Annotated in this window: 25 protein-coding genes; 7 read left to right on the top strand and 18 right to left on the bottom strand. The window is 59.5% G+C overall.

Annotated features, from left to right (window positions below; all coding sequences use genetic code 11):
• Window positions 1-113: 113 nt before the first annotated feature.
• Window positions 114-1,025, bottom strand: a complete 912-nt coding sequence (locus QDY28_RS17885) for a flagellin N-terminal helical domain-containing protein (protein ID WP_331382999.1) — start codon at window positions 1,023-1,025, stop codon at window positions 114-116.
• Between the two features lie 330 nt (window positions 1,026-1,355).
• On the opposite strand from QDY28_RS17885, the gene QDY28_RS17880 reads away from it, so the two are divergent.
• Window positions 1,356-3,299 (top strand): O-linked N-acetylglucosamine transferase, SPINDLY family protein, encoded by a 1,944-nt coding sequence (locus QDY28_RS17880; protein ID WP_331382998.1) that lies wholly within the window; start codon window positions 1,356-1,358, stop codon window positions 3,297-3,299.
• Between the two features lie 144 nt (window positions 3,300-3,443).
• On the opposite strand, the gene fliP is transcribed toward QDY28_RS17880, so the two are convergent.
• The 13 genes from fliP to flgF all read right to left on the bottom strand — a co-directional run bounded on the left by fliP (window position 3,444) and on the right by flgF (window position 12,569).
• Complete coding sequence (fliP, locus tag QDY28_RS17875; protein WP_331382997.1) at window positions 3,444-4,202, bottom strand: flagellar type III secretion system pore protein FliP; 759 nt, start codon at window positions 4,200-4,202, stop codon at window positions 3,444-3,446.
• A complete protein-coding gene (locus tag QDY28_RS17870; protein ID WP_331382996.1) occupies window positions 4,199-4,690 on the bottom strand; it encodes a flagellar basal body-associated FliL family protein in 492 nt (163 codons plus the stop codon). The genes fliP and QDY28_RS17870 overlap by 4 nt, the downstream gene beginning before the upstream one ends.
• 43 nt (window positions 4,691-4,733) lie before the next feature.
• Complete coding sequence (gene flgH / locus QDY28_RS17865) at window positions 4,734-5,447, bottom strand: flagellar basal body L-ring protein FlgH (protein ID WP_104822002.1); 714 nt, start codon at window positions 5,445-5,447, stop codon at window positions 4,734-4,736.
• A complete protein-coding gene (locus tag QDY28_RS17860; protein ID WP_331382995.1) occupies window positions 5,444-5,977 on the bottom strand; it encodes a MotE family protein in 534 nt (177 codons plus the stop codon). The genes flgH and QDY28_RS17860 overlap by 4 nt, the downstream gene beginning before the upstream one ends.
• On the bottom strand, window positions 5,974-7,092 hold the full coding sequence (locus QDY28_RS17855; protein WP_331382994.1) for a flagellar basal body P-ring protein FlgI: 1,119 nt from the start codon (window positions 7,090-7,092) through the stop codon (window positions 5,974-5,976). The genes QDY28_RS17860 and QDY28_RS17855 overlap by 4 nt, the downstream gene beginning before the upstream one ends.
• On the bottom strand, window positions 7,089-7,574 hold the full coding sequence (gene flgA / locus QDY28_RS17850; protein WP_442967550.1) for a flagellar basal body P-ring formation chaperone FlgA: 486 nt from the start codon (window positions 7,572-7,574) through the stop codon (window positions 7,089-7,091). Before flgA ends, QDY28_RS17855 begins: the two co-directional genes overlap by 4 nt.
• A gap of 33 nt (window positions 7,575-7,607) precedes the next feature.
• Window positions 7,608-8,396 carry a flagellar basal-body rod protein FlgG gene (gene flgG / locus QDY28_RS17845; protein ID WP_331382992.1) on the bottom strand — a complete coding sequence of 263 codons (789 nt, stop codon included), beginning with the start codon at window positions 8,394-8,396 and terminating at the stop codon, window positions 7,608-7,610.
• A gap of 97 nt (window positions 8,397-8,493) precedes the next feature.
• Complete coding sequence (locus tag QDY28_RS17840) at window positions 8,494-8,844, bottom strand: flagellar hook-basal body complex protein FliE (RefSeq protein WP_331382991.1); 351 nt, start codon at window positions 8,842-8,844, stop codon at window positions 8,494-8,496.
• Entirely contained in the window at window positions 8,841-9,260 is a 420-nt protein-coding gene (flgC, locus tag QDY28_RS17835; protein WP_331382990.1) for a flagellar basal body rod protein FlgC, read from the bottom strand. Before flgC ends, QDY28_RS17840 begins: the two co-directional genes overlap by 4 nt.
• Before the next feature lie 16 nt (window positions 9,261-9,276).
• Window positions 9,277-9,669, bottom strand: coding sequence for a flagellar basal body rod protein FlgB (gene flgB / locus QDY28_RS17830; RefSeq protein WP_331382989.1), 393 nt, complete (start codon window positions 9,667-9,669; stop codon window positions 9,277-9,279).
• 118 nt (window positions 9,670-9,787) lie between these two features.
• Window positions 9,788-10,333, bottom strand: coding sequence for a flagellar protein (locus tag QDY28_RS17825; RefSeq protein WP_331382988.1), 546 nt, complete (start codon window positions 10,331-10,333; stop codon window positions 9,788-9,790).
• Between the two features lie 100 nt (window positions 10,334-10,433).
• Window positions 10,434-11,822, bottom strand: a complete 1,389-nt coding sequence (gene fliI, locus QDY28_RS17820; RefSeq protein WP_331383031.1) for a flagellar protein export ATPase FliI — start codon at window positions 11,820-11,822, stop codon at window positions 10,434-10,436.
• 12 nt (window positions 11,823-11,834) lie between these two features.
• Entirely contained in the window at window positions 11,835-12,569 is a 735-nt protein-coding gene (flgF, locus tag QDY28_RS17815; RefSeq protein ID WP_331382987.1) for a flagellar basal-body rod protein FlgF, read from the bottom strand.
• 228 nt (window positions 12,570-12,797) lie between these two features.
• Here flgF and motA point away from each other — a divergent pair, with 228 nt between their 5' ends.
• The 6 genes from motA to QDY28_RS17785 all read left to right on the top strand — a co-directional run bounded on the left by motA (window position 12,798) and on the right by QDY28_RS17785 (window position 17,932).
• A complete protein-coding gene (gene motA / locus QDY28_RS17810) occupies window positions 12,798-13,670 on the top strand; it encodes a flagellar motor stator protein MotA (protein WP_331382986.1) in 873 nt (290 codons plus the stop codon).
• Between the two features lie 5 nt (window positions 13,671-13,675).
• Complete coding sequence (locus QDY28_RS17805) at window positions 13,676-14,620, top strand: FliM/FliN family flagellar motor switch protein (RefSeq protein WP_331382984.1); 945 nt, start codon at window positions 13,676-13,678, stop codon at window positions 14,618-14,620.
• A gap of 66 nt (window positions 14,621-14,686) precedes the next feature.
• Window positions 14,687-15,223, top strand: coding sequence for a flagellar motor switch protein FliN (gene fliN / locus QDY28_RS17800; protein ID WP_331382983.1), 537 nt, complete (start codon window positions 14,687-14,689; stop codon window positions 15,221-15,223).
• 49 nt (window positions 15,224-15,272) lie between these two features.
• A complete protein-coding gene (fliG, locus tag QDY28_RS17795) occupies window positions 15,273-16,316 on the top strand; it encodes a flagellar motor switch protein FliG (protein WP_331382982.1) in 1,044 nt (347 codons plus the stop codon).
• A 93-nt stretch (window positions 16,317-16,409) separates the two neighbouring features.
• Window positions 16,410-17,489 (top strand): flagellar biosynthesis protein FlhB, encoded by a 1,080-nt coding sequence (gene flhB / locus QDY28_RS17790; protein ID WP_331382981.1) that lies wholly within the window; start codon window positions 16,410-16,412, stop codon window positions 17,487-17,489.
• A 5-nt stretch (window positions 17,490-17,494) separates the two neighbouring features.
• On the top strand, window positions 17,495-17,932 hold the full coding sequence (locus tag QDY28_RS17785) for a hypothetical protein (RefSeq protein WP_331382980.1): 438 nt from the start codon (window positions 17,495-17,497) through the stop codon (window positions 17,930-17,932).
• Window positions 17,933-18,133: 201 nt separating this feature from the next.
• On the opposite strand, the gene visR is transcribed toward QDY28_RS17785, so the two are convergent.
• The 4 genes from visR to cheT all read right to left on the bottom strand — a co-directional run bounded on the left by visR (window position 18,134) and on the right by cheT (window position 22,401).
• Window positions 18,134-18,880 (bottom strand): transcriptional regulator VisR, encoded by a 747-nt coding sequence (gene visR / locus QDY28_RS17780; RefSeq protein WP_331382979.1) that lies wholly within the window; start codon window positions 18,878-18,880, stop codon window positions 18,134-18,136.
• An 11-nt stretch (window positions 18,881-18,891) separates the two neighbouring features.
• Window positions 18,892-19,629 (bottom strand): transcriptional regulator VisN, encoded by a 738-nt coding sequence (gene visN / locus QDY28_RS17775; protein ID WP_331382978.1) that lies wholly within the window; start codon window positions 19,627-19,629, stop codon window positions 18,892-18,894.
• 536 nt (window positions 19,630-20,165) lie between these two features.
• Window positions 20,166-21,845 (bottom strand): flagellar basal-body MS-ring/collar protein FliF, encoded by a 1,680-nt coding sequence (gene fliF / locus QDY28_RS17770; protein WP_331382977.1) that lies wholly within the window; start codon window positions 21,843-21,845, stop codon window positions 20,166-20,168.
• Window positions 21,846-22,011: 166 nt separating this feature from the next.
• Entirely contained in the window at window positions 22,012-22,401 is a 390-nt protein-coding gene (cheT, locus tag QDY28_RS17765) for a chemotaxis protein CheT (RefSeq protein ID WP_028751184.1), read from the bottom strand.
• Window positions 22,402-22,412: the final 11 nt, after the last annotated feature.

The raw sequence follows: 22,412 nt of genomic DNA, 5'->3' as shown, positions 1-22,412 counted from the left end.
AGAAAACCTGAACCGATCCCGATCCGAAAACATAAAAAAAACCGCGCCTTATGCAGGCGCGGTTAACTTGGTGTTTAGAAATTTCGGCTGGCGCCGGGCGCCAGTCGTTCTTCTTAACGGAACAGCGACAGGATCGACTGCGTGGAGGAGTTGGCGATCGAGAGCGACTGGATAGCCAGCTGCTGCTGCGTCTGCAGAGCAGAGAGCTTGCTCGATTCCTGTTCCATGTCGGCGTCGACGAGCTTGCCAACACCCGATTCGATCGAGTCAGAGAGCGACGAAGCGAAGGTCGTCTGCAGATCGATACGGCTGGAGATCGAGCCGAGCTTCGAACCCATGCTCGTCATGGAGTTCAGAGCGGTCTGAACCATGTTGAGAGCGCTGGAGATCTGGCCGGAGGTCATGCTGGAAATATCGAGGCTGAAGACCGAAGCGCCGACCGTGCTGTCCACGGTGCCGAGAATGCCCGAAGAAGTATCGATCGAGCCGGAATTCGAACCGAACAGAACATTGCCCGTTGCGCCGGTGTTGAACGCGTAGGACGTCGTGCTGACCGAAACGGTGCCGTTGGTGCCGCGAATGAAGGACGAAACGACCGAGGCGGAGTCGCCGCTGGCAGCCATGACCCAGTTTTCGCCGTTGAACGAGGCGGACTGAGCAACGCTCTGCAACTGCTCCTGCAGCTGGCCGATTTCTTCCTGGACCTGGCCCTTGTCGACCGAGCCTTCCATGGCGGTGACGAGCTTGTCCTTGATCTGACCGACGATGTCGATCGAGCTGCTGACGGCGGTAGATGCCGTGTCGACCTTGGCGGCACCGAGGCCGAGGGCGTCGGAGACGGCGCCGATAGCGCTGTCGTCGGACTTCATCGAGGTGGCGATCGACCAATAGGCGGCGTTGTCGGAAGCCTTGGAGATGCGAAGGCCGGAAGAAACGGCGTCCTGCGTGTTCTGCAGGTTGTTGCTGATGCCGCGCAGGGTCTGCAGAGCGGCCATAGCGGAATTGTTGGTTACGATGCTGGTCATAAGTGTGTCCCCTGGAAACTGAATACGAAAAGGAGGACATACCGGACTTCAAATACCGGCGATGACGGAGCGGCTTCATGCTCCTCGGCCCCATTTCCTAGAAGGCCAAACCCGTCATGTCGCAGGTAAACTCGCATGCATTGCTTGCGAATTTCTTAAACGTGGAAGCTTGGAACGCGGCCGACCGCAACGTAGCTAACGATACGTAAAGGAGCGTTCGACCATTGCTTCGGTTTCAGGCAAGCTACGCGCGCGATTATCCCACGAATCCTTGATGACGGACTTCGGCCTTTGCCGGGGGCTGTTCAAAGTTCGCCCGGAGTCTCGCTCGTGAATACGAAAAACGCCTATGTGACAGCGTCCAACCTTTATCAAAAGGGGCAATATACGCGTGCGCTCGAAACACTGAACGAGCTGCTCAATACCGACACATCGCCGAAGACCTACGCGCTGCTCGCAAAGACGCTGCTGAAACTCGGCTTCAGATCGGACGCGGCGAGATCCTATGAACTGGCAGGCAGACAGAAGCCCTATCGCGAAGACTATCTGCGGGAAGCCTTGCTGTTGCATTTTGCCACCGGCAACGAAGACGCGACGCTCTCGATCGGCAGCCTGATCCTGCCTCAGGCGTTCAAGGATCCGGACCTCGCCTATGCCCTTACCAGCATCTTTCTGAGCCGTCAGCAAAGAGACCTGCTGGCCGGGTTCAAGAGCGTGCTCGTCGAGGGGCCGGAGCTCAGACATCGGCTGATGGCGGCGAAACTGTTGACCGATGACCTTTACGACGAGGGCAATCGGCACATCGTCGCCACCCTGTTCAAGAAGCATCCCGACAACATCGTCTTTCGCACGCTCCATTTGATCTTTGCCCGCGAATTGTCCGATCTTGCGACGGTGGACAAACATATGGCGCCGATCCTGACGTCGATAGCCGCAGGCAATCTCGACTATGTCAGGCCGGACAATCCCTTCTTCCATCTGCACTGGTGCGGCGACGAGGCGATCAACAAGTTTGCTGTGCACGATACGGTGCCGCTGCCCGCAGGGCACGCCGAGGCGCGCCGGAAGGCACCGCATGCATGGGCCGGCAAGATTCGCATCGGTTATCTCTCATCGGACTTCTGGCCGGGTCATGCGACGATGAAGCTCTTGCAGCGGACATTGGAACTGCACGACCGGGATCGGTTCGAGATTACCCTCTTCGACCACTCGTCCCTGTCATCCCAGCGCGAAGAAGAATTCGACTATTCGAGATTGGGTACCATGGTCGATATCCGCAGCCTCTCCGATCAGGCGGCGGCAGAGGCGATCCGCGCCCGTGGGATCGACATTCTGATCGATCTCAAAGGACATACCAAGGATAGCCGTGCCCGCATCCTCAATCATAAGGCAGCGCCGATTCAGACGGCATGGCTCGGCTTTCCGGGCTCGGCCGTCAACATCGACCTCGACTACATCATCGGCGATCCCTACGTTCTGCCCGATTATTCCAAACCGCATTTTCACGAGAAGTTCTGCCGGCTGCCCGAAACCTATCAGCCGAACGATCCGATGTATCGCCCGAAGGCGCGGCCGACCACTCGAGCAGCGCATGGTCTGCCGGAAGATGCCTTCGTCTTCGCCTCGTTCAACGGCAACCGCAAGATCACCTCTCAAATGATCGACGTGTGGTGCAACATCCTGAAGCGCACCAAGAACAGCGTGCTCTGGCTGCTTTGCAATGGTCCGCGCGCCGAGGCCAACCTTTGGGCTCGCCTGGAGGCACGCGGCGTCAACCGCAAGCGCATCGTCTTCACCACCCGTATCCGCTATGAGGATCACATCGACCGCCAGCAACTGGCCGATCTCGGCCTCGATACCTTCCCGGTGAACGGCCATACGACGACCTCGGAGCAGCTCTGGGCCGGCCTGCCGGTGGTGACGATGAAGGGCACAAACTTCGCCTCGCGCGTCAGCGAAAGCCTGCTTACCGCCATCGGCGTACCGGAGCTGGTGGCCGCCGATGTCCAAGCCTACGAAGATATGGCCGTGGAGCTTGCCGGGCAGCCGGAGCGCATTGCGGCCCTCAAGGAAACACTGGCCGTCAACCGCTATATCAAGCCGCTCTTCGATGCCGAACGCCTGACCCGTCACCTCGAGACTGCTTACGAGATGATGATCGATCGTGCCAGAAAGGGCCTCGGTCCGGATCATATGGACGTGCCCGCACTGCCGGTGCGCACCGAGCCGTTCATGGTCGAAGATCAGAATGCGGCAGCAATCGCTGCGGAGTGACGATCTAAGCGTTTCAGCACTTCGCTGAAACGCCCTACCCTATTGTTTTTACGCGATTCCGGCCGGAAAATTGCCGCGCGCTTTCCTAGAATTGATTGGCGTTATCGGGAACTCCGTTCCCGATAACCGTCCCGCCGGCAGGGATCAGTGAAAAGAACGCACCAGACTGCCGACCAGCAGGTTCCAGCCGTCGATCAGCACGAAGAAAAGAATCTTGAACGGCAGCGAGATCGATGTCGGCGGCAGCATCATCATGCCCATCGCCATGACGATGGTCGAGACGATGAGGTCGATGACCAGAAACGGCAGAACGACCAGGAAGCCGATTTCAAAACCACGACGGATTTCCGAGATCATGAAGGCCGGGATCAGCACGCGGTAATCGATCTTGTTGTCGACCACGACCGTCTGCCCGCGCTCCTGCGCCAGATCGACGAAGAGCTTGATGTCCTTGTCGCGCGTGTTGTTGGACATGAAGGTGCGGAACGGCTCGGCGATGCGCTGAACCGCATCGGCCTCCGAAATCTGATTGGCAAGCAGCGGCTGCGCCCCATCCTTCCAGGCCTGATCGAAAGTCGGCGACATGACGTAGAAGGTCATGAATAGCGCGAGACTCAGCAGGATCATGTTGGACGGCGTCGTCGCAAGTCCCATGCCCGAACGCAGGATCGAGAAGGCGATGATGAAGCGCGGAAAGCTCGTCACCATGATGAGGATGCCGGGCGCGATCGACAGGATCGTCAACAGCCCGAAGGTGCGAATGATCCAAGCCGCGACCGACCCGTTCACCGGGACATTCAAGAGATCCGTCGGGAGCTGTTGCGGCAATTGCTGCGCCATCGCCATTTCAGGCGAAAACGCAGCAAAAGCTAATATAGATAAAGCAAGTATTAATCGAATCATTCGATCACGAAAGTTCTGAACATAACTTTCGATACGCGCCCTTCCGAGCGCAGGTCAACACGTTCCTGAATGTCATCCCGAAGATATTGGAAGCCGCGCGGGCCCTCGACCTGCTGCAGCGAAACGGTGCGGACATAGGCGAGGATATCCTGGTGGATGGCTTCCGCAAGCTGCGCGTCCGGCTTGCCCTTGAACATCAGCGCGATTTCCAGCCGGATCCAGTTTTGGGAGGGATAGGCAAGATTGGTCGTGATCGGATCGAGCTGGATGATTCCATTTGCTTCGGCGGCGGCAGCAGCCTGCTTTTCACCGGTCGGAGCCTGCGCCGCGGCCTGCACCACGGCGGTCGCCGTCTTGATCTTCGGCGCCACCAGGGTGCCGAGAAACCAGCCGCCGCCGCCGCCGAGAACCGTCAGGACCACCAGTCCGACAATCATCATGATCAGCGGCGATCCCTTGCTTTTTTCCGATGTGTCTGCCGCTGCCATGTCTCTGTCCGCCCGTTATCGAATGCTATGTGCTGCCCGGCCGTCAGAGTGGCGACAGCAGGTCGACCGCCTGCTGACCGCGCGGCGGCTGCTGTATTTCCGTCAGACGGCCGCGGCCGCCGTAGGAGATGCGCGCTTCGGCGATCTTGTCATAGGAGATCGTGTTTTCCGACGTGACGTCCTGAGGCCGGACGATGCCGGCGACGTTCAGGATGCGAATCTCCTGATTCATCCGCACTTCCTGCGAACCGCTGATCATCAGGTTGCCGTTTTCGAGAACGCCGGTGACGACCGCGGCGACAAGCAGCGTGATCTGCTCGGAACGCTGCATCTTGCCCTTGGCGTCGGTGCTGGTGTCGGAGCCGGAGGTCGCGTCGGCATTGGTGCTCGGCTGCCAGCCAAAGATCTTGGCGGTGATATCCCAGTTCATGTCGCTCTTGTTCGTGCGACTGCGGTTCGTCTCGTTATCCCAGTTCGCCTTGTCGTTGATTGAGATATTGACCGTCAGGATGTCGCCGACATTGAGCGCACGCGAATCCTTGAAAAGCGCCGCCTGTGAATCGTTCCAGAGCGAATAGCCCTGCGCCACCTGATGCGGTCGCTTCGGATACTGCAACATCTGCGGCGTCTGGGCATATTGCAGGCCGCTGCCGATCGGGCTCATGGCAGGGGCCCTGCCGATCTCCTTCAGAGCCTGCGACTGACAACCGGCGAGGAAAACGACGACTGCGCACGTGGCCGTAAGACGCATGTTCATGAGGGGTCCTTCGACTTCGATGTATTCGGATCGGACGCGCTGGCGATGATGTTGGTGACAACAGCCGCCTTCTGCGCGTCCATCTCCGCCAGAATGAGGCTCGACTGGCGCGGTGAGAGTTTCATGATGATCGCGGCCGCCACGGTGACCTTAACGTCATTAAGGCTTGCCGCCGCCGCGTCGGGCTTCATATTCTTGTAGATGTCGACCAGGCCTGAATCGGCGGTCTTCAGGAAGTCGTCGCGCCGCTTCAGCCAGTCTTCGTATTCCGCCTTGCGCTTGTCCATCGTGGCGATGCGCTGGTCGACATCGGCCTGCAGCTTTTCAAGCTCCTGCTTCTGCAACAGATAGCGCTGGTCGCGGGCCGGATCGGCGATATTGGTGCAGAACTGCTTGATCTCGTCCTGGCTCGAAGCCGGATCCATAACCGGCTTCGGCGCTTCCTGCGCGGCCACAGAGACCGACAGCAGCAACGCCGCCGCGACGCAGCCGGAAGTCAGCAATTTCCTGGCGATGGTGATCGATGTCATTGCAGCACGAGCTCCGCTTGCAGTGCGCCGGCCGATTTGATGCCTTGCAGGATGGCGATGATGCCGTCAGGCTTGACGCCGATATTGTTCAGCCCGGAGACCAGCGTCTTCAAATCAGGTCCCTCGAGCACGGCGACGCGGCCGCCACTCTTGCTCGCAGTGATATCCGTCTGATCCTGAACGGCCGTCTGACCATTCGAGAAGGGCTCCGGCTGGACTATCTGCGGGTTTTCGCTGACCTGGACCGTCAGGGTTCCGTAGCTGACGGCGACCGGCGAGACGCGAACATCGGCGCCGATGACAATCGTTCCGGTGCGTTCATTGATGACGACCTTGGCAGGCGTATCGGTCTGGACGTCCAGATTTTCGATATCGGCCATCAGCCGTGTCAGGTCCGCCATCTTCGGTTTTTCGATCGCTACCTCCTGGGAATCCTTAGCCTCGGCGATCGGAGCGCCGAAATGCGAGGTCGCCCAGGCATTGACTGTATCGGCAATGCGGATCGAGGTGGAGAAATCAGGATTGCGCAACTGCAGAACAAGATTGACGGAATCCTTGAAACGCGAGGGCAGTTCGCGTTCGATGATCGCGCCGCCCGGCACGCGACCGGCGGTGGTGGTGCCTTCGGTGACGCTGGCGGCAGCCCCCTGAGCCTGGAAGCCCGAGACGATGACCGAGCCCTGTGCCACGGCATAGATCTGCCCATCGGCGCCGCTGAGCGAGGTCATGATCAGCGTACCGCCGCGAAGCGAGGTCGCATCGCCGAGCGAGCTGACCGTGACGTCGATGCGGCTACCTGGGCTTGCGAAGGGCGGCAGATTGGTCGTCACCATGACAGCGGCGGTATTCTTGGCGGCGGATTGGCCGCCCTGCGTCGAAATGCCGAGATTCTGCAGCATCGCGCGCATGGACTGCTCGGTAAACGGCGAGGAACGCAAGCTGTCGCCAGTTCCCTGGAGACCGACGATCAGGCCGTAGCCGATCAACTGGTTGTCGCGGCCCGCCTGCAGCGAGGCTATGTCCTTGATGCGCGATTGCATCGCCAAAGCCGGATCGGCGACGATCAGGCTCGGCAATGCCAGCAGAACCCCGAGGAAATGACGAAGGCTTCTCATTTTGCGACCACTCGGATCGTGCCGTTTTCAAGAACCGTGCCGTTGACGATGATGCCGGAGTCCAGATTGCGGGCTCGCACGCTATCGCCGACGGCGCCGTCGTCCAGCGGCGTTCCGGCCGCGGTGATCGTCATGCTGCCCATGTTCATCACAAGGCGGACATTGGAGCCACGCGTCACCGCATAGGGTTCGCGCAGGGCGGAAACGGAGATCGTTCGGCCGGGCAGAAGCGTCCGTTTCGATACCAACCCCGTCACATCGCGAAGCCGCTTGGCATAGTCGCCTGTGAGGTTGGGATTGGTGACCTCGACCTCTTCGAGCTGACCGCTGCTGATGATATCGCCCGGATAGATCGTCTCGGTCGGCACGACGGCGGTCCCCAGGCTGGTACCGTCGGTTCCGGTTGCGCCGACAGGAGCGGCCGACGCGAAGATGACGGAGAGGCTCGCTGCGGCGAACCAGGCCATTGCTAAGCTTTTCATCCGGCGAAACCTCATGTTCGGCCCGTCCTCTCGTTACTTCAGATCTTTGCTGACGATCTGCGCCATGTCGTCGGCGGTGGTGATGACCTTGGAATTCATCTCGTAGGCGCGCTGCGCGGAAATGAGGTCAGTGATTTCCTTGACCGCATCGACGTTCGAGGATTCCAGATAGCCCTGCTTCATGTAGGCAAAGCCGTTCGTATTGGGATCGGAGACGACGGGATCGCCGGAGGCCGGCGTCTGCGTGAAGAGGTTGCTGCCCATCGGCTGCAAGCCGGCTTCGTTGACGAAGTTGGCGATCTGTAACTGGCCGAGAACGGTCGGCGTCGTCGCGGTGCCGATGGTTGCCGAAACCTGACCTGATTCATTGATGGAGATGTTGCTGGCATTGCTCGGGATGGTGATTCCCGGCTCCAGCACGTTACCGTCGGCGGTCACCATCTGGCCCGTATCGCTCTTGTTGAAGGAGCCGGCGCGCGTATAGGCCGTCGTGCCGTCGGGCATCTGAATCTGGAACCAGCCGCGGCCGACCAGCGCGACGTCGAGATCGTTCTGGGTCTGCGACAGTTCGCCTTGGATCTGAATGTTGCGCACGGCCGTCGTCTGCACGCCGAGACCGATATTGGCGCCTTCAGGCACCACGGCCTGGTTCGGCCGGTTGGAAATGCCCTTGGCGCGTTCGGTCTGATAAAGAAGGTCCGAGAACTCGGCGCGGGAACGCTTGTAACCCGTCGTATTGATGTTCGCGATGTTGTTCGCGATCACTTCGAGGTTGGTCTGCTGGGCGTCCATGCCCGTCGCGGCAATAGCGAGCGCTCTCATGTCTTCGTCCTTCGAGCTAGAGCGTGATCCAGAAAGCCGCAAAGCGGCTTTCGACAAGATCGCGCCAAATCAAATAATGGGAGCGGGGCCACCCGCCCTAAATCTGCATTTTCGTAATATCGAGAAAGGCCGAGACGACCTTGTCGCGCAGTGCGATCGCGGTCTGCAGCGTCTGATCCGCCTGCATGACCTTGTCGACCACTTCGCGGGTGCTCATCGTCCCCTTGATGCCGGCGAAGGAGGCATTTTCAGCTTCCTTCAGCGTGTTGACCGTGTCTTTCGCCACATTGGACATGACCGCGGAAAAGCTGGTCCCGGTCGCGTTTCCGAGCGTTGTTGCCGGCGTCGGCGCCAGCGTATTGGAGGAAGAAGAGCTCTGGTCGGTGGTGATGCTGCCGAGGCCGCGGACTGCCGAAAGGGAGGAGATATTCTTGATAGCGTCAATCATTGTGCATTCTTCAAGAGATCGATGGTGGAGTTGATGAGATCGCGCGACTGCTTGATCGTTTGCAGATTGGCCTCATAGGAGCGATTGGCTTCGCGCATATCGGCCATTTCGACGAGAATGTTGACGTTGGGCATCTTGACGTAGCCCTTCGTGTCCGCCGCCGGATTGTCCGGGTCGTATTCCTCGACGAACTTGCTGGTGTCCTCGCCCAACTTCTTCACCCCGACCGTGGTTACGCCGTTGGCGCGATCGAGTTCAGCACCGAACGTCACGGTCTTGCGGCGATAGGGATCCGAACCCGGGGTGTCGCCCGTCGAGCGAGCGTTGGCGATATTTTCGGAAACGACACGCAGGCGGGTCGATTGAGCCTCCAGGCCGGAGCCCGCAATCTTCAACGAGGCTGATAAAGGGTCCATAACATCTTCACTTCATCTATTGTTTTACGGTCATCAACATCATGCGATGAAAGGAGCTGACCAGCGCAGTGTTCAAACCGTACTGGCGCTGGATTTCGCCGGATTTGGCGAGCTCGTCTTCCAGGCCGACGGTGTTACCCGACTCCTGGACGCCGATTTCCTGATTGAGCGACGCTTCCTCGACGTTGACGTCGCCGCTCTGGCTGAATTCATTGCCCGAAAAATGCGCCGGATTGGTCTTCGCCATGGCGACGTTCTCGTTGTCGAGAATGGCTTGAAAGGGCGTGACATCCTTGGCGCGGTACTTCGGGGTATTGGCATTGGCGATATTGCCGGCAACGACCTCCTGGCGAACCTGGAGCCACTCGGCTTGCCGCGAGGCCAGGTCAAAGAGCTGAATCGGTTGCATGGGCTTCTCTCCGTTCTTACAGCAGGGACCCTAGAGGGATAATCTTGCGTGGGACTTGCGGGGAATGCGTTCTTGCTAAAGTCTTTACTAAGCCTGATACGCAGGCGATTGCGGGTTCTCAGTTATGGCCGTAGACATCACCGGTAGAGGTGACGATGATCCACTTTCCGTCACGCTGCTCGATCGTCGCCAGGCGGCTGTTATCGGGCAGGATCGAGCCGACGCGCACGACATACATGCCGGTGTCATCCTCGATCAGAGCCCGGCCGTTTGCGACGTGCAGCAAATGGAACGGCGACTTGCCGGGGAACGGCTGATCTTCGGCCGGCTGGCCCTTATCGTCCTCGCGTCCGACGTTGCTGATCGTTGCCGTCGTCAGCGGATCGGGAGCGATAACCCTCGGCTCGCTCGGATTCTTGTTGACCATGGCAAGCGGCGAGACGTTGACGATCTCGCGTCCCGGCCAGTTCGGCAGGTCACGGGTGCGATCGCCCTCGGCAACGTGGATGCCGAACTTGTCGGGATTCAAAAATACGTACCAGGGGAAGAAGGCCGAGATACCGGCGAGCAACAGACCGGTGCCGGCCAGCGCCTTATCGGTGAAGGTCCGCTTTTTCGCCGGCTTCAGCGGAGCGACCGGTTCGTCTGCATCGGATTCTCTCACGTCTGGCCTCTCTCTCGGCATGATCCGAACGGCTTGGAGCCGTTTCGGACCGGGTGATGCGACATCAAATGGCTGGAGCGAACGACATTGCGTGTAAGCGTCATTTTGCTCTCGGCTGGATGTTTGCGGCCGAACCGTTTTTCAACGCGGTCGCAAGGTCGGTGAAGGCGTCGGCCGAGGGGCGTTCGCCTGGGGTCTGTTTCAGAATGTCGTAGATGATCGGCACCTGGCGGACGGCCATGTCGAGATCCGGGTCGCTGCCCTGGCGATATCCGCCGATCAGGCGCAGGTCTCGGGTTTCCTCATAGCGGTGCACGAGTGCCTTCAGGCGCGAAACCAGCTTTTCCTGATCCGGCGTCCAGGCTTTGCGCGCCAGACGCGAGACCGAGGCCAAGGGATCGATCGGCGGGTAACGCCCTTCCTCCGCCAGGCTGCGCTGCAGGACGATATGGCCATCGAGAATGCCGCGGGTGGAATCGGCGATTGGGTCGTTGTGATTGTCGCCATCGACGAGGATGGAGATGATCGCGGTGATCGTGCCGGTCCCTTCCGGCCCGGGACCTGCGCGCTCCAGAAGGCGCGGCAGTTCGGTGAAGACGGAGGCCGGATAACCGCGCGCGATCGGCGGTTCGCCGGACGCGGTCGCAACCTCGCGGATGGCATGGGCAAAGCGGGTGACGCTGTCGACGATCAACAGCACATTGTCGCCCTGATCGCGGAAATGCTCGGCGATGGTGATGGCCGACAACGGCGCCATCTTGCGCAGCATCGGGCTCTCGTCGCTGGTCGCGACGATGGCGATCGACTTCTGCATGTGGGAACCGAGCGTATCCTCGATGAATTCGCGGACTTCGCGGCCACGTTCGCCGACCAGCGCGATCACCACCTTGTCGAAAGCATTTGCCCGAGCAAGCATCGACAGTAGCGTCGACTTGCCGACGCCGGAACCGGCGAAGATGCCGAGACGCTGGCCAAGGCAGAGCGGCGAGAAGATGTCGATGGCGCGCACGCCGGTCTTAAAGCCCGTTTCGACGCGTTTGCGCGTCATCGAGGGCGGCGCCGTATTGGAGATCGAGCGCAACTCCATGCCCGCCGTCAGAGGCCCCAGGCCATCGATCGGCTCGCCCAGCGAGTTGATCGTGCGCCCGCACCAGCTATCCGAAGGAGCGATACGGAAGGCGCCCTTGCGGATGACCGTGTCGTGGATGCCGATCGGCTCGCCCGGCTCGATCGGGCAGACATAGGTCAGCTCCGGCTCGACACGGACGACTTCGCCGAGATGGATGCCGGTCGAGGATCGATGGGCGACGAACTCGCCGAGGCGCACATGCCTGGAAAGGCCGGCGACGGTGTAGTGCCCGGCCGCGATGGTGCGCACATGGCCGCCATCGGCAACCGTATTTTCCGCCATCAAATACTGATCCGCCAAAGCGGCCATACGGGAAAATCTCGGCGACATCGCGCCTTCAGGCAGCCCATCCTCGAACATCATCCGACCCTCTTACTGGCTGCCGCCGAGGGTCTTGATCGCATCCGATAGCGTGCCTTCGCTGCTGTTCGTGAGCGTCGAAATGTTGTCGAAGGCACGGCTGACTTCGATAAGCTGAGTCATTTCCCGCATGCCGTTGACGTTGGAGTTTTCGAGATAACCCTGGGCGACACCGACATTGGAGCGGTCGACGACGGCCTGCGGCGGGTCCGTCGGCAGCACGCCGCTATTGTCATAGCGCAGGAACCCCTTGCTGACATCGGCGCTGTAGAGCCCGATCTTGCCGACTTGCTTGCCGTTCTGCGCGATCGTGCCGTCCGCAGACACACTCGGTGCGCCGCCGCCGGGGTCAAGCTGGATCGGTGCGCCGCCGGGATCCAGTACTGGATAGCCGCGAGTGGAGACCAGGGCACCGCTCTCGCTCATGGTAAAGCGGCCGTCGCGCGTCAGCACCAGGCCCGCCGGCGTGTTGATGCCAAACCAGGCATCGCCCTTGACCGCAAAATCGAAGAGATTGCCGGTGTTTTGCAATTCGCCGTTGTCGGTGGAGAGATAGTCGTTGCCTTGCGAGACGAAGGCGACCTTGGCGTTGAGCTTGTTTTCGGTATTGCTGAGCACTTGATTGAACTTGACCTCGGTGCCACGAAAACCCGTGGTATTCACGTTGGCCATGTTATCGGCGATCGTCGTCAGACGCCGCTCGAGCGCCATCTGCGATGACAGCGCCACATAGATACCAGACTGCATTTTCAACGCCCTCCGGACATTGGAGAATAACGGGAAAGGAAACGCCAATATTGCGGCGCTCCTACATTTCGTTAGCCGGGCGTGGATGCCCTTACCCGATACTCTGCCCGCATTGGCTTGTGCGAAGCTGACACGTCGAAAGGCCGTTTTCGGAGCACACCGAACAGCCTCACGCAAGGCAGGTCTCCTACTTCAACGAAGGAAGCAACGTTCAGGTGTGGACTGGCGATGAATATTATTATCGGATTTGTAGTGACCTGCGGCTGCATCATTGGCAGCTTCATGGCGATGGGCGGGCATGTGGACGCGCTGTTCCAGCCCTTCGAATTTGTCATCATCGCAGGCGCAGGCATCGGCGGCTTCATCATGGCCAATCCGATGAAGGTCGTGAAGGATTCCGGTAAGGCGCTGGGCGAAGCCTTCAAGCATGCGGTTCCGAAGGAACGCAACTACCTCGACACGCTCGGCGTGCTCTATGCGCTGATGCGGGACCTGCGCACGAAGTCGCGCAACGAAATCGAAGCGCACATCGACAACCCGGACGAATCGGTGATCTTCCAAGCCGCCCCGACGGTGTTGAAGAACAAGGAACTGACGGCTTTCATCTGCGATTATGTCCGTCTCATCATCATCGGAAACGCCCGCTCGCACGAGATCGAGGCGCTGATGGACGAGGAAATCAACACCATCCTGCACGACAAGATGAAGCCATACCATGCCATCACGATCATGGGAGATTCCTTCCCGGCCATCGGTATCGTCGCCGCCGTTCTCGGCGTCATCAAGGCCATGAGCCACATCAACGATTCGCCCGAAGTGCTCGGTCATCTCATCGGCTCGGCTCTGGTCGGCACCTTCCTCGGCATTATCCTTTCGTACTCCGTCTGCGCCCCCCTCGTGTCGCAGATCAAGATCGTGCGCAACAAGCAGCATCGCCTCTACGTGATCGTGAAGCAGACGTTGCTCGCCTATATGAACGGCTCGGTACCGCAGGTGGCGCTCGAATACGGCCGCAAGACCATCTCCTCCTACGAACGGCCGTCGATCGATGCCGTCGAGCAGGAAATGATGAATCCCGGCGGTGAGAGCAAGGCGGCCTGACGATCATGAGCCAGCAATCACCAGCCAAGGTACAGACGATGGATCGCGCCCTCTTCGCCAAGCTGACCGGCGGCCTCGGCGACCAGGCAACCGTTGGAAAGCTCGCCGCCGCATTCGGCCAGGTCTACGGCGAATTCCTCCCCGACATCATCAAGAGCGAAACCGGTCTCGACGTGTCCGTCGCCTATGCCGGCTGCCAGTCGGGACTGATGAACGATCTCATCGCCGGCCTTGGCGGCAATTATGCGCTTGTGAACGGTTCGCTGCGCAACTGGGCACCGAAGTTCATTCTCGGTTGCGGCTCGGGCTTCATCATGACCCTGATGGAGCACATGCTGGGCGCGCTGCCCGAGAACATCGAGGCGCCCGTTCCGCGGCCGCTGTCGATCATCGAGCTCGATCTGGCGGTCATGGTATTCGACAAGATCGCCAACGTGCTACGCTCGGCCGTCAACGCGGCCGGTGGTTTCGAACCCTATCTGGATCCGCCGTACAACATCGAGAACCGCCCGAAGCCGGTTGCCGACCAGGCTGATGAATTCGCCGCTGCCATCACCATGATGATCTCTCTCGGCAAGACCGTCTCGGAGATCGTCGTCGTCATACCGCAGCAGGTTCTGCTGCGCACCGTGGTCAGCGCGCCGCGGGCGAAGAACCCATCCGCCGCCTCGGAAGCATGGACGGAGCAGCTCAGCGAGCAGGTGCGTCGCTCGCAGGTGACGCTGGAGGCCCGGATCCGGCTGCAATCCCTGACGCTGAACACGATTTCCAAGCTCGCCGTCGGCGACGTCATTCCCTTCATGGACGCGGGCGATGTCCGCGTCGAGGTCAGCGCCAACAGCAAGGACCTCTACATCTGCGAATTCGGCCGCTCGGGCGAAAATTACACGGTGCGCGTCAAGGACAATGTGAATTCCGACGACGAGCTTCTTCGGCACCTGATGAATTGACCGGCTGGCGGGTGGCTCGCCTACCCACGGCAGCTTGAGGCAAGTTTCAACTGGGATAGTGATTTCATGGTTAGGAAGACGACACAGAAAAGCAGCGAGGAATCGCTGGAAGTTGAAAACAGCGACGCCGCATTGGATGAGGCCATCGACGGCCTGCGCGGCGTGTTGAAGAAGGACAACGATGGTGGCATGCCGGATTTCGGTGCCGATACATTCGGGGCCGAGCCGGGCACGGATCTTTCCGCCTTCGGTGGCGATTTCGGCGACGACAGCGCAGGCTCGGCCTTTGGCGGCGGCGATTTCGGCGGTCCCTCCTTTGCCGAACCGGCAGCTCCGGGCAGTGCGCTGACCGCCAATCTCGATCTGATCATGGACATCCCCATCGACGTTCAGATCGTGCTCGGCAGCAGCCGCATGCAGGTCTCCGGCCTGATGAACCTGACCGAAGGCGCGATCATCGCCCTCGACAAGAAGATCGGCGAGCCCGTCGAAATCACCGTCAATGGCCGCAGAATCGGCCGGGGCGAAATTACCGTGCTGGAACATGACGACACCCGGTTCGGCATCAAGCTCATCGAAGTATCGAATACGAAGAAAACCTGAACCTGGTTCAGAATAAGCCCACTCCCGGTTTGGGACGGAGACGAAGACCATGATGGACTTTGACGATTTCAGCGGTGCGATTGCCGAGAAACCGTTAACTCAGGCTGAAAAGGCCGCAGCCGTTCTTCTTGCCATGGGAAAACAGGTGGCGGGACGGCTGCTGAAGTATTTTACGCAGCATGAACTGCAGCTCATCATCGCCTCTGCACAATCGCTGAGGCTGATTCCGCCCGACGAACTGGCGCAGCTTGTCGTGGAGTTCGAGGATCTCTTCACCGAAGGCGCGGGTCTGATGGACAACGCCAAGGCGATCGAAAGCATCCTCGAGGAAGGCCTGACGCCCGATGAGGTCGACAGCCTTCTCGGTCGGCGCACGGCCTTCCAGGCATACGAGACCTCGATCTGGGATCGCCTCGGCGAGGCGGACCCGATCTTCGTCGCCAAGTTCTTCCTGCGCGAACATCCGCAAACCATCGCCTATGTCCTGTCGATGATGCCATCCTCCTTCGGCGCCAAGGTTCTGCTGCAACTGCCGGAGGCGCAACGCGCCGACATCATGAACCGCACCGTCAATCTCAAGGATGTCAGCCCGAAAGCGGCGCAGATCATCGAAAATCGCGTGCTGGGGCTGATGGCGGAAATCGATGCCGAACGCAATGCTTCCGGCTCGACCAAGGTGGCGGAGCTGATGAACGAGCTGGACAAGCCGCAGGTCGACACGCTGCTCACCTCGCTGGAAACGCTCAACAAGGAATCGGTCGACAAGGTCCGTCCGAAGATCTTCCTCTTCGACGACCTCACGCTCATGCCGCAGCCAAGCCGTGTCATGCTGCTCAACGACATTGCGGCCGACATTCTCACCATGGCGCTGCGCGGCTCGTCGTCCGAGATTCGCGAGATCGTGCTCAGTTCGATCAGCCCGCGCCAGCGCCGCATGATCGAATCCGACCTGCAGATGGGCAATACCGGCATCAATCCGCGCGAAATCGCCATCGCGCGGCGCGCCATCGCCCAGGAAGCCATCCGGCTTTCCAATTCCGGTCAGATCGAGCTCAAGGCAAAGGACAAGACGCCTGTGGAAGAAGCCGCGTGACCTCAGCGCGACTCACCTAAATCGTCTTAGACTGTTCAGAACAAGGCCGTGCATGATGCACGGCCTCTTTCCGTTTCATGAAGGACGGCTGCTTTGGCTGACGAAGACAAGGACAGTAAAACAGAAAAACCGACGGAGAAAAAACTCCGCGACACCATGGAGAAGGGCAATGTGCCTCACTCCAAGGAAGCAACGCTCTTCGCGTCGATGCTCGCCACCGTCATCTACGTCACCTTCTTTCTGCCGGGGCGCATCGGGCGCATGGGCGAGGTGCTGCGCGACCTCTTCGAAAAACCCGATCAGTGGCAACTAGAGACAGGCCCGGACGTCATCTCGCTGTTCGTCCGCATCGGCTGGGAAGTCGGCAACCTGTTGCTGCCTGCCATCGTGCTGTTTTTCGTCTTCGGCATCGGTTCCTCGCTGTTCCAGAACCTGCCGACACCCGTTCTCGACCGCATTCAGCCACAGTTTTCCCGCATATCGCCAGTGGCCGGCTGGGGCCGCATCTTCAGCACGTCGGGCCTTGTCGAATTCGGCAAGTCGCTCGCGAAGATCTTCGTGGTCGGCATCATCATGTTCTTTGTGCTGCGCGGCCAATTCTTCCATGCAATCGATTCGCTGGTTTCCGATCCGCAGACAATCTTCGTGCGGCTGTCGACCATCATCCAGAGAATTCTGACCATCGTGCTCTTGGCAACCGCTATCGTCGCCATCGGTGACGTGCTCTGGACCCGGTACCATTGGGTCGACCAGTTGAAAATGACCAAGCAGGAGGTCAAGGAAGAGTTCAAGCAATCCCAGGGCGACCCGATCGTCAAATCGCGCCAGCGCTCGATCGCCCGCGACCGCGCCCGCCGGCGCATGATGAAGCAGGTGCCGCGCGCCACTCTGGTCATCGCCAACCCGACACACTTTGCCGTGGCGCTGCGTTATGTCCGGGAAGAAAACGACGCACCCATCGTCGTTGCCAAGGGGCAGGACCTCATCGCCCTCAAAATCAGAGAGATCGCCGAGGCAAACGGCATTCCCGTCTTCGAAGACCCGCCACTCGCGCGCTCCATGTTTGCGCAAGTCTCGGTAGATAGTGTCATCCCGTCAGTATTTTACAAGGCCGTCGCAGAACTGATTCATCGGATCTATGCCGCGCAGTCGAATAGAAAACGGGTACGATAAATCGAATGAAAAAATCCCCCTACTCTGCCCAACGTGAACAAATTCTGGCTGAGGCCATCAGCCCGGTCGCCAGTGAATTGCGGCTCCTCGACGCGGCCGATCTGATCTCGCTGCTCCGTTTCGAGCGCTATGGCAATCTCGCCGACCTCGTGGCTTCGGCGGCGGAGCTTTATTTCCACCCGGGCACGGTCAATTTCGGTCTCGGGGGCGACTACAAGCTCGAATGGGGCGGACCGGCGGAAGTCACCATCGACCTTGAAATCAAACCGCGCGGCGTTACCGTCTATGCCAAGCTCGCGCTGGCCGAACATCATGCCGGCATCGAGATCAACCATATCGCCTTCGACAAGGCCTCGGCCGATCCGGACGAAAACACCGCCCTTCTCGCGCGCAGCCTGCGGGACGCCCGCTACGCGATCGGCGGCACGACGCACGCAGCCTGAAGTAGGCTGAACCCATCCCAAGTCTTAAAATGAAGATGGCTGAGGCATCTCGGCGTTCAAGCGGTTCTGCTTAGAGATGCGCAGAACCGCACCCTCATTACGCGTTCCCACAATCTTGGGGAGATCTTATCCGCTATGAAAATCAGTAGCTGAGGGCAGATCGGGGCCGACTTTATGCGTTCCTCTGAACGCAATCGCGCCCTAGCTGATGTAACCGAAGCGGATCGCCTTTGCGATTGCCTGAATGCGGTTGACGCTGTCGAGCTTGATTGTCGCCGAGCCGAGATAGGCGTTGACGGTATGCACCGACAATCCCAGCTTTTCGGCTATTTCCTCACTGATCCGGCCATCGCCGGCAAGCTGCAGGCAGGCGATCTCGCGTTCGCTCAGCGCTTCGGCGGCCGGCGAACGGCGTTCGTCGAGCGAGAGGAGATCCATCATGATCTGGCAGCTACGGCCATGCAGCTCGACGATCATATCGCTGGTCAGATCCATGAATTTCGCGGCGAACACGACATAGCCGTTGCCGACCGATCCCAAGCGCACCGGAAAGGCGACGCCGGCAAAAGGTAGGAGATGCGGCTTCAGGCGCTGGGTGAATGAGGCGAAATCAGGCGTCTCGGCGGTGCTGTCGCTATCGCGGCCGTTCCACATTAGCGGCAGCAGCGACTTTTCGATGTGCTCGATCATCGCCTCGCCATAGGCTTCGACGAAGGCCTTGTTGAGGACAGTATTGGTCGAGCCCCAGTTTTCCAGCTCGCAGACCAGGCGCTGCTTGCTTGGCAGGCCCGAGCCGCTGAGGCGATAGACCGCAAAATTCTGCGCGTCGATCAACTTTTGCATCGACACCAGTTTCGGGAAGAGATCAGAGCGGCTCGATATCCGATGCGAACGACCGAGCCTTGCTTCGCTTGGCGTGTCCGTCGTCCTAACCGGCTGATATCGCATCCACTGGGCTTTCAAACGAGGTTGTTTCTGACGGCAAAGGCGATCGCTTCCGATCGCGTCTTGGTCGCGGTCTTTCGCATCACGCTGGTAATATAGTTGTTGATGGTGTTTCTGGAGATACCGAGGATCATGGCGATCTCGTCGCTCGTCTTGCCCTCCGCAATCCAGAACAAGCATTCAAGTTCGCGCTCGGTCAGATCGAAATCGCGCTCGGACTTGCCGTCTGCGCAGCGCGTGAAGCTCGCAAAATAGCCCGACAACAATCCCACGTCGCGCAGCCGCTCGGGCGACAGCAGCAGGCCATCCCGGGCAAGCAGCATCAGCGAGAAGCGCGTGCGCCCGACATTGAAGGTCAGTGAGCAATATTGGCGGCCGAGGCCTTCCGGCAACTCAACATCGTCAGGCAGGAATGCAAAATTCGGCTGGAATAGCGACATGCACTTCTCAAATTCGCTCGTACGGCCGTAGCCGCATGTGAGTTCGGAAGCAAGACGCCGGACGAGATCGAAAGGCCAATCGGAAGATACGACGAAATCGAGACCGCTCTCCTGGATCAGGTCGCAACGAGCCAGAAGATAGTGGGAAGCGCCGACATAGTCCGTCAGCACGCGCAGACCGGATTGGAGATAGGCCGAGCCGACAATGGTGCTCAACTGCTGAATGAGCTGATCGCGCGACATGGTATTGGCGGATGCGGCCAATCGCATATCCTTGTCGCCCTTACTCCCCTGCAATATCTGCATGTCCATTTTTTGCATTTCCTGCCGCTGTCAGGCGCTCGAAACGCCAACGTGAGCATTGCTCGGTCTGGACCCGGCGCATAACCTCGAAGATGGGATCGATCTTCAAACAGGCGTCTGCGCCAACTCAATTTGTTGCCACGTCTCCGAATCCCGGTGAATGTAGGACGCGGTAAATGCGCTAATATATAAATTCGATTTGGGCAATCGCATTGGCGCGAATCCCCGAAATCGCAATCAACCAACTATAGACTGATTTCTCCGCCTATCGGCATCTCCAAAATTCTCTGAATTTACCGAACACGCATGTCATGGTCTGACTCTCACCGCTTCTGCGCAATTCCGAATAGGTATGATGATTGTAAGTCGATTCTTTCTACCCAGCAACGAAATTTCCGCTCCGGCGAGACCTTGCCAACACGTTCGGTCACATGAATTCGTCCGGTTGACCTGCAGGAAACGTTTGCGAAACCCTAAGCTGTCCTGAAAAAGCCGCTCTCCTTCCGATCGCAAGAAAAGACCGGGAGCATATCCCGGTCTTCTTATCAGGCAGCGTTGTCGACGGCCCATTTTCTGAGGATCTTGGCGGCGCGTTCCTCGCTGATTTCCACCATGCGCGAGAGGCGACGTTCCGGCCCTTCCTTGACGCGGCGGTTGAAGGTGCCACCGTCTTCGCCCATTGTCAGCAGATCGTCGGTGCTGTCGAAGCCGAAGTCCGAGCCGAAGCCGTCCATCAGCGCGGCGCCCGGCCCACCGACGGCAGGAGCGAAATCCGGCAACTCCAGGCCCGCCGCTTCCGGCAGAGCCGCGCCACCGGCCACACCGCCACCGAGCGAGCGGATCAGCGGACGGAAGCCCATCCAGACGATGAGGAAGGCAACCGCAACGAAGGCAGCCGAGTTGATGATGCCGGCCATATTGCGGCTCAGCATGTCCATGACGCTGAAGCCCGAAGAGCCATCGTCGAGAAGCTGATTGTCGAGGAAGTCCATCGCGTTGACGGTGACCACGTCACCACGGCTGGTGTCGAGCCCGGCGGCAGTCGCGACAATCTTCTGCATTTCGGCGATATAAGCGTCGACCTTCGCCTGATCGGCCGGCTGACCGACCATCTGGGCGATGCGGCCCTTGTTGACCACCACGGCCACCGAGAGCTTCTCGACCCTATAGCTGTTGCGGGTCGTGGCGGTCGTCTTGCTGTTGATTTCGTAATTGGTCTGTTCTTCGCGCTTGTCGGACTGATCGTTCGACGTCGGTCCGCCGCCACCGGCCTGCGGAGCAGCCTGCGGAATGTTCTGCTCAACGGTCGCTGCCGTATCCGACTGGCGCTGCTGCGATTTCTGCGCTTCCTTGGTGGTGCGGACCGAACGCTCGACCTTCGAATCCGGATCGTAGGTGGTTTCCTGCACCTGCTGGCTGTCGGTATTGAGCTGCGCCGTTACACTGGAGCGGAAATTGTCCATGCCGAGAAATGGCGCAAGCGCTTTATTGATATTCGATTCGATTTCGTCCTGAACATTCTGCACGATGCCGAGATTGCGGTTCAGCGCGCCATTGCTCGGATCATCACCCGAGGCGAGCAATTGTCCGGTGGAATCAAGAATCGTAACATCATCGACTTCGAGGCCTGGAACGGCAGAGGCGACGAGATGACGGATGGCCTGGGCCGACTTGCGCGCCGCTTCGGCATTCGCTCGGATCATGACGGAGGCCGTCGGCTTCTGGTCCGCTTTGCGGAAGTTGCCGACATCCTGCATGACGATGTGGACGCGTGCGGCGTTGATGCCCGTGATCGAGGTGATCGTGCGCGAGATTTCGCCTTCGAGCGCACGCACGCGGGTCACTTCCTGCATGAAGGAGGTGAGGCCGAGAGAGCCGACATTGTCGAAGAGCTCATAGCCGGCATTGGTGCTGTTCGGCAGGCCGCGCTCGGCAAGCAGCAGGCGGGCCTTGCCGGTCATGCCGGCTGGCACGGTCAAGCTGGTCCCGTCCGTGCCCACCTGGAAACCGATATTGGCTTCGGCAAGCGCTATGCTGATCTGGTTCAGATCGGTCGCATCCAGGCCCACATAGAGCGTTTCCTGGGCAGGTTTATTGACGTAGAGGGCTGCAAACAGAATCAGCGCCATGGAAACGACGCCGACGCCCGCCATGATCAGCAGGCGTGTCCTCCCCAGGTTCTGCAGATTCCTGAACAAGGGAACTAATTGATTTAACAGATTCATTCTGTTCTCGCACGATTCGTCAAAGACCTGATGGCTTTGTGCCCTGCAGCGAAGATAGAAATCGAAACTTGTGCGAGCGTTTCGTCCTGGGCAGGAAAAATGAAGAACTCGAAAAATTTATCCGAGATAATATAAGAAAAACAATATCAGGGGCCGGCGCTTCCCGTCAGAAGAAATCGAAATCGCCGGCGGCCTTGGCGAGAGGTTGGGAATGTCCGTGGCGACCGCTGCCGCCGAGAGCTTTCTGCATTTCGGCCAGCTTGACCAGGCTCAGCGCCGTCGCAACATCGACCATCCAACCCTCAGGCATGCCGCCGGTAATCGTGTCGATGAACTCGGCAATGCCCCGCGTCTTCTGCACGGCGAGATCGATGCCCTGCATGACCTTCATGGAGTCGGGTGATTCCAACACGTTGATGCCGCCGAGATCGAGCAGTTGCGGTTCGATGCGCTCGATCAGATAGGCGACATCGTGCAATTCCGAGACGATACGCATGAGAATGGCGGGGAGCGCTTCCTGCATGGCGGATGCTTCGGCACGCGGCATGGTGGTCATCAGGTAGTCCT

The organism is Rhizobium sp. BR 362 (genome assembly GCF_036528765.1).
Taxonomy (GTDB): Bacteria; Pseudomonadota; Alphaproteobacteria; order Rhizobiales; family Rhizobiaceae; genus Rhizobium.
This window is presented reverse-complemented; position numbering and strand designations above follow the sequence as displayed.